This window comes from Patescibacteria group bacterium (genome assembly GCA_035549555.1).
Taxonomy (GTDB): domain Bacteria; phylum Patescibacteriota; class Microgenomatia; order UBA8517; family UBA8517; genus Co84-156.
The window spans coordinates 24,677-32,315 of record DASZQR010000003.1 but is presented as its reverse complement, the minus strand read 5'-3'; the positions used below and the strand labels follow the sequence as shown (position 1 = coordinate 32,315).

The window sequence follows — 7,639 nt, the reverse complement described above, 5'->3', positions numbered from 1 at the left end:
TCTGGTTATGCCTTGGATGATGTTCCAACCAAATATGGATGTTTCCTTTGCCTGCCTTGCGGATAAAATAGATAGCATTCTTAAATAAATTAAACAGGACATGTATTAGTAACAGCTCTTTGCCATAGAATATGAAATCATGCTGATTATCCCAGATAATTTGTGGTGTATCTTTAGTAAATCGATATTGTGCAAACGCCTCGTTGATACAGTGACGGGCAGAGCATTTCTGTGGGTGAATAAGTTTTTCTTGTCGCAAGCTTTGCAAATTAGTGAGTAGCATGTCAATAATACGATTTGCTTCAGTAGTTTTGTTTTCAAGCAGGTCGAGGGCAGTCTTTAACAATTCTAATTTAGCAGCAGGGATTTTAGGGATGTTAAGTTGGTGAGCGAGTGCAGCCTGATAACCGATGGTAAGTGGTGCTAACATGGATCTAATACCATTAGCTGTGTTTTTTAAAGTCGCTAAAGGGGTACGCATTTCATGGGCGATACTTGCACTGACAATGGTCATGCCTTTGAGTTGGTGCTCAACTCTAGCCATGTGTTCTTCGATGCGTTTTTTCTCGGTAATATTAGTGGCTACGCCTAAAACGCCAACGATGGTACCGTCAGCGTCTATTAATGGCACTTTATTAACTAAAGTAAGGATTCGGGTACCATTTTTGACGGACAACCATTCTTCTTCATTCGTAACACAATACCCATCTAGCGTTTTTTGGTCGCCCGCTTGAAATTTTTCAGCGGTGTCACCGTCTGGCAGCCAATTTAAATCATAATCACTTTTACCGATGATTTCTTCAGGAGTATTCAAGCCTAACAACTCAGCAAATTTCTTGTTACAACCTAAATAAATAGAGGCGGTATTTTTCCAAAAGATAAGTTGTGGAATGTGATCAAAAATAGTTTCAATTAGCAGTTGTTGCACTTGTGAATTAAAGGTATTCATCCATTTCCTTGGTATGGGTTGATTTAATCTCTCATAAATGCGTGATGGCAGCATGGATTCCATCCAGTAATTGAATTCGGCTTTGCAATGAAAAGTGGGCAGCATCTAAGGCTTCTTGCCATTTGATTTCATCCGTTCCGCAGAGACTGGCGACCAACTGTTGCGATTGTTGGCTGTGTTTGTCGCTATCGAGGTCAATGTGGCGTTGCAAGTAACATTTCAAAGTTTCTAGTGAATAATGTGAACCAGTGGGTTCAATCGTTCGCAGTAAAGTTGAAAATAAATTCGAGGTGATATATTCACGAGCAAAGGCTAATGAGGCAGCAATGGCATGGCTGTTTTTTTCTATGATGGTAAAAGTATCGGCGATAAAGCGCCTGGCCGGCACGGGTAAATCAGTTCGGGCTAATAGGCTGGAAAGTGGCTTATCGGCTTTTATATCGCTGATAAAGCCGGTTATGGGCTGAATATTGGCGCCACAATGTGACATAGCTTCTAAATAAAGGGCAAAGTGACTTAAGTATCTACCATCAGGAAGATGATCACTTTCTTCCTCACTTAAGAGGGTATTGATTAAATGGCATCCCATAGGGTTTATGGGCGGTGTCCAAAGTGGTTGCATTGAGGTCAGTTTGCCTTGAAGGGCTTTTAGCAAGGCCATAAAGTCCCACACCGCATAGACATGAATTTGGGTGAAAAGGCGTAGTTTTTCGATGGAATCGATTGCTGTTAACAGCTTATGCCGTTTAATCGCATCAGCCAAGGGTGAGATGGCGGCGATAATCTGCAATAATTTTGTGTGCACGCGCGCGTCCTCGCTGCTGAATTTCAGCTGCGGGGAAGCTGGCAGAAGGGGCAGAATTAACGGCGGAGCGGCCAAATTCGCTCCGCCATCAATCCCCCTTCTGCTCAGCCTACCCCATTCCTTGTTACTGTTGACCCGTTTTTGGACATTTCGTGCCTGCGATTCTGCTTCCACAATGCATTATGGACAGAAGGTTTAAACAAAATCGCAGGGATGTTCGCTGCTGATCCGAAAACAGGGCGAACGGAAATGTACAAAAATTGATCAAAAGTAAAAAAAGGAATTTTGCGCGGACGCGCGTTGGTGTAAACTTTACGGGTCATAATTTAAGCTCCTGGATTAGCTTAGATTGTGGAAGTGGCCCCAAGGTGTTCTTAGCACCGAGGGGCTGCGCCTATTATCTGCGCAACTGTTTTTGAAAGCAATACCTTAATGGTTTTTTAAGCTTATGGCATAGACTGGTCTGTACCTGGTGTAGTCAAATTTTAATTTTTACTCTGATGGTTCTTCACTCCTATCGAATAAGACTCTTTATTCCACATATAAGACCAACTTCCTACGTATCAAAAGAATGAAGTATCGCTGACTTAACTCTCTAAAAGCGGAAATTTGCTACTTTTTAAATGGTATGTTATTCATATTAGAAATCAGCTAATTTTGAGGCAACTATTTTTCGTATTGGAGTTTACAGGGTTGGCAGAATATCTGGAGTGTGGAATAATTAAAAAAATTAACCCCTTTTTTTAAAAAACATCTTTGTATTGAATAGAGATAATTTAAATAGCAAATTTTTATCAATATCATATTGGCAACATTTTACATGACATCACAAAAAAAAATAGATGATCCTAAATCCTCACCAGAGGCTAGGGCTAAAAGATTGCGTAAGCTGCGGAATCTAGCTAATCTTACGCGCAAAGAAATGTGTGAACATACCGGCATCAAAATCGATACTTTAATTGGCTGGGAAGTAGCTCGGCATGGAGGACTTTCAGAAAATGGCGCACAGAAGGTTATAGGTGAGTTAAAGAAAGAAGGGGTTATGTGCACAGCTGATTGGTTGCTTTATGAAATTGGTCAAGGCCCAACGATTATTCCAAACTTTGAAAATGTAATGCTTGAACCACCTCCAAATTCTAAGGTCATTTCTGATCAAGATAAACATATTATAGAAGAACTCATTTATTTTAGAAATCATAATCCAGGATCTGTAGATTTGGTTATTCATGATGACAGCATGAACCCATGTTACCAAAAAGGAGACTATGTGGCAGGAATCAAACGTTACAAAGATGATATCCAATCAGTAATAGGTTTAGATTGTATTGTGCAAACTGCCGATGGAAAATTATTGTTGCGTAAACTATTAACTGAAGGCAATAGTAAAAAGTTTAATTTGATTTGTACAAATATCAATTCAAATATAAGTGACCCTATAGTTTATAACATAGATTTGATTTATGCTGCGGCAGTTATTTGGCACAGGAAAAAAAATCCATAGGATTAACTGATTGCTAACAAATAATCTTTATGAGATGTGATTTTATCCTTATTTAAATTATATCTTGTGTTGGGATGAATGGTTGCGAAATAATGACCCAACACTCCTGGAATAGGCAATGCCTCATGTAAGTAATTTTCCCAATTTGAAACGGGTGCCCGCCAATCATCATCTGTAAAGAAAAAAGGGATCTTCTTCTTTGTTTGTAGTAGTTTAATGATTTCGGGTTGTGCCTCATTTTCAACTGAAACCTCGGCTAACTGCTCAATCTCATTCGCAGATTTTATAATTATCCATGTTGGGTTGCCTTGAAAATCAAGAAACAACATGCTTCCAGATGAGTCAATTAAGTAATATTCAGAAAATTTATTTTCCATAAAAAATTTATGAATAAACTCGAAATATTTTATGTTATCAAAACAGGAATTCATTTTAGTAATATAGCTTAATAAATTTAGAGAAGATTTTTCAAAGTATGCTTTTTTGCACTTACAAATAGCCTGGTTTAATTCTGCGGACATATTGTTAGATTCTTTCACAATAAAATGATCAATTATTCCAGAGTTAAACCATTTAATTGCCCTAGAATAATCAGCTACCCCCGTCAACATAATTTTTTTTACGGGATTATTTTCTAATTGCCTACACAGCTCATCACCATCCATTCCTGGCATTGAATAATCAACCAGCAAAGTTGATATACAAGAAAACCTGCTTTTATAGTAAATATATTCATGAAGATTTTTAATATCAGCTCTCATTATATAGTCGGGGAATAGATTGGTATCCCCTGACTCTAAAGGCGCAACTGAAGTAATTGATTTATTTATAATATCTTCAGCTTTTGGCGACAACCTCAATATCTCCAATGCTTTGTGTGGGGTGTCGCATAATTTTAAGGGTATATTTTGGTCAATCATAAATCCGAAATTTGACAAAAAATTTGAATCGTCATCAACTAGTAACACAGTTGTTGGGAAATAAAATAATGCTTGGGTAATATTGCTCATATGGCCATGCCTTGATTGTGTAAAATTTTTTCAGATGATAAATTGCAACTAGTTTTTCCAACACACTATAAAGATTTTCTAAGAAATATGAGAAGGAAATGTAAGAATAAATTCCGTAAAACAGTTTTCTTCCGCATGACAAGTGATGTCGCCCTTTAATACCCTCATCAATTCTTTGCAGAAATATAGCCCTAGATTGTGTTGCTGTGAACGATAGGTTGGTAAAAAAACTGATTCTAATTCATTGGAGGGTAAACCTATATCAGTATCTTTAATATACAAATAATTTTCATTTTTACCTTTTTTCGTTATTATAGATATCGTACCATTTTCAGTTCTTTGAGCACGATAAACACTGTTGCTAAATAAATTCAACAAAAGATTGTTGATATACACTTTATTTCCATTAAACAAAAAATCTTCTGAATGAGTAATCGACTTAGATAAAATAAGTCTTTCACGATCTGATTTATAAGGGTATTTTTCGATAGCTTTGTCTAAGCAATCACTCATTGAGCATAACTCTATTAGATTTCCTATATTAATCCTAGTCAAGTTTAGTTCCAGTATATTAACATATACATTAGCACAATAAGTGGCTTGAGAAGCAAAATTTAATGCTTTCTCTAGCATGTCAAAATGTCGCGGTTGAATATCAGGGAGATTGAGTTGATGCTGAGCAGCTTGTTTATAAGTATCAATTAACACAGGAAGATATTTTTTTACACCTTCAATACCTGAATGCACGGCTAAAAGAGGGGTGCGAAGATCATGTGCAATGCTTTGGCCTATGATTTCAAGGTGATTTTCAAAATTTTCTTTCATATAGAGGCTAACAGCTCCAATTAAAATGAATCGTGTTAAATTAATCCCGCATGTTAAATAGCAAAAACGGCTCCAATTTGGCATAAAACTAAATTAAAAATTCGAAAAACATGATAAATGCAAAAATCGTAAATAATTTAATATGTGATACAAAGTTAGCGAGGATTTATTCTATCATTTTTAAAGTTGGGAGAAACCACGAATCCTAAAATATTGCTAGATTTAACAAGAATATTGTGTTATTTTAAGTTTCTTAAATTAACCTTATGGAGATTAGTTATGAAAAAGTTTAGAACTAATGCAAAGAATGTAGGCAATAGCTACCAATTCTAAAGTTAAACGCGCCAGTGTTATCAATGCTGGCGCAGTTTTTAATTCTCAAATTGTCTTCCACTCATGCTTATTTTAAACAAGTGTCAAAACAAAAATTTTTAATTTTATTTTACTTTATAACCGCTTTTGGATCTTCCTTAAGCAGCGTTTCGACATTTTTCAGCATAGATCCTTATTTTAAAAATATTTATTACATAGGCATAGCTTTGGGCGCTAGGACACTAGCTGCTTTCTTATTTAGTTATTTGGTGCCAAAAATTATAGCATGGTTTGGGATATCTCGCGCATTCATACTTTCACAAATTTTCGGGGGCTTATCTTTAATTGTTTTACTTTTAGGGTTTCAGATAAAGAATTTTGCTCTTACGTTGCTGGGGATAATGTTAACTGGCTTACCCGGTGTCCTTGTCGCAATATTATTATCCATAACATTTAAATTAACAACCAAGGATGAAAGTTTGTTCAGAAAATACTCGGGTAATAGGGAGTTAAGCGCAAGCATTGCCTTACTGCTAGCGACGGCAATATCCCCGCTCCTGCTTTTAAAATTTAAAATAAATTTTATAATCTTAATTGATGCCATAAGCTATGTTTTAGCGCTCATTTTATTGCATTTTATAAATGTCCAGAACAATAGTGCACTAGAAACAAGCAGACCATTAAATTTGTCTAAGCGCAAAATATTCTTAAATGCTGATACAGTGACCTTTTACACTCAAATAAGCATATCTTTACTATTAGCTGGATTAATACCCTTATTATCTTCATCTAGTCAACTTGGAATAATTGAGGGAATGCCGAAATTATTGCAAGAATGGTTATGGTTGATCGAACAATTAACCGGCATTATAGCCTGTATATTTTATGTCCACATATCAAGATTCATCAAAAGCAGTTTGTTATCTAAATTTTTATTGTTAAATAGTGTTTGGCTATGCTTGCTGCAATTTAATATTAGTTATGCAATTTTTCCTGCATTAGCCATAACCAGTTTTTTCATGCAACTTTCATTTTTACGATTCAGGGATGATCTAATTTTGATGGCTGGAAATGACAGCACGTTAATTCATGCCTATTCGGCTATAACTTTAGCGCAAAAAAATTTCATATATTTCTTTTCGCCGCTGTTGTTAGCCACCATCTTTAATCTGTCCAAAAAACAATCAATTTTGATTATGATATCATTACAGCTAATACTATATCTAACTTATATTTTTATTAGAAAATTTTTATATAGGGATAGCCTCTATAATAGAAAAAGCAGTGCTTGTTCTTAATACGGAGTTTATATGAAAATTTGATTCTTTCAACAACAACTCAAAATCGGATAAACTACGCTCTTTTCCCCCATGCGTAACTAACATATTGATATCGCCTAGAAAAATACTTTGTAAATTATTTCCATTATCTATTAATTTTTCAATGATTAAGATCTTAGATCTTTTTGTTACAGCTTTTCTGCAATTTTTTAGTATGGCTTTTGCATTATCATCATCCCAATCGTGTAATATCACTTTTAATAGATACAAATCTCCTCCTGCAGGAATAAAATCAAAAAAACTTCCCGATATAATTTCACAGCGATTATTTAATTCTAAACTATTGATATATTCGTTTGCGGGTATTGTAACATGAGCTAAATCAAATGATATGCCTTTTGCTGAGGGATATTTTTTTAAAATGCTGCCAATAAAATGGCCTTTTCCGCCACCGATATCAACAATATAATTAAACAGAGAAAAATCATAGACAGATAAAATAACATCAATAGTAAATCGAGACCCTGTCTCCATCGCGTCATTAAATATTTTAGCTTTTTCTGGATTAAGGTTTAAATATTCCCAATAATCCATCTTGGTTGAATGATAAAACCCCACTTGACCAGTTTTAACGCTATGCAATAAATTTGCGGCAGCATTATATAAAGATTCACCGCATAAGATAATAAAGTTTTTTGCAGAATTATTGGCAGTTGAGGTTAATGGAAGCGCTAAATCATTTAAAGAAAATTCTTTATTTTCATTTTCAACAAAGATGCCTAATGAAGCTAAGCATCTCATCACTCTATACAGTGCGCAAGGTGAGGCCGAACAAAGCTCTGCAAGCTGCTCAATTTCTTTACTACTCTCCAATAAATAATCAGCAATGTCCAATTTTGCAACTACGTACAAACACTGCGTGATTTCATAGCCATAAATATATTGTAACATTATTAT

The 7,639-nt window shown here is 35.2% G+C and carries 7 protein-coding genes; 2 read left to right on the top strand and 5 right to left on the bottom strand.

Going from position 1 to position 7,639, the window contains the following annotated elements; translation table 11 throughout:
- A partial coding sequence (locus VG895_00165) for a PAS domain-containing protein (GenBank protein HWA51456.1) occupies positions 1–1,012 on the bottom strand: 1,012 nt, incomplete at its 3' end.
- Positions 981–1,928 carry a DUF3050 domain-containing protein gene (locus VG895_00160; GenBank protein HWA51455.1) on the bottom strand — a complete coding sequence of 316 codons (948 nt, stop codon included), beginning with the start codon at positions 1,926–1,928 and terminating at the stop codon, positions 981–983. The genes VG895_00165 and VG895_00160, both read right to left, overlap by 32 nt.
- Before the next feature lie 646 nt (positions 1,929–2,574).
- Between VG895_00160 and VG895_00155 the strand changes: the two genes are divergently transcribed.
- The gene (locus VG895_00155; protein HWA51454.1) at positions 2,575–3,255 is read left to right on the top strand and encodes a hypothetical protein; all 681 of its coding nucleotides are present in this window, start codon (positions 2,575–2,577) and stop codon (positions 3,253–3,255) included.
- A gap of 2 nt (positions 3,256–3,257) precedes the next feature.
- Here the strand turns inward: VG895_00155 and VG895_00150 are convergent, their stop codons facing one another.
- A complete protein-coding gene (locus VG895_00150) occupies positions 3,258–4,265 on the bottom strand; it encodes a response regulator (GenBank protein ID HWA51453.1) in 1,008 nt (335 codons plus the stop codon).
- Between the two features lie 78 nt (positions 4,266–4,343).
- Positions 4,344–5,090, bottom strand: coding sequence for an ATP-binding protein (locus VG895_00145; protein HWA51452.1), 747 nt, complete (start codon positions 5,088–5,090; stop codon positions 4,344–4,346).
- Between the two features lie 347 nt (positions 5,091–5,437).
- Between VG895_00145 and VG895_00140 the strand changes: the two genes are divergently transcribed.
- Entirely contained in the window at positions 5,438–6,700 is a 1,263-nt protein-coding gene (locus VG895_00140; protein HWA51451.1) for a hypothetical protein, read from the top strand.
- Here the strand turns inward: VG895_00140 and VG895_00135 are convergent.
- A complete protein-coding gene (locus VG895_00135; GenBank protein HWA51450.1) occupies positions 6,653–7,633 on the bottom strand; it encodes a methyltransferase in 981 nt (326 codons plus the stop codon). The two genes, VG895_00140 and VG895_00135, sit on opposite strands and share 48 nt — an antisense overlap.
- Positions 7,634–7,639: the final 6 nt, after the last annotated feature.

Excerpts from the sequence above, each read along its gene's own strand:
- VG895_00155 (HWA51454.1), top strand. The coding sequence starts at position 2,575 with ATGACATCACAAAAAAAAATAGATGATCCTAAATCCTCACCAGAGGCT.
- VG895_00150 (HWA51453.1), bottom strand. The coding sequence starts at position 4,265 with ATGAGCAATATTACCCAAGCATTATTTTATTTCCCAACAACTGTGTTA.
- VG895_00145 (HWA51452.1), bottom strand. The coding sequence starts at position 5,090 with ATGAAAGAAAATTTTGAAAATCACCTTGAAATCATAGGCCAAAGCATT.
- VG895_00135 (HWA51450.1), bottom strand. The coding sequence starts at position 7,633 with ATGTTACAATATATTTATGGCTATGAAATCACGCAGTGTTTGTACGTA.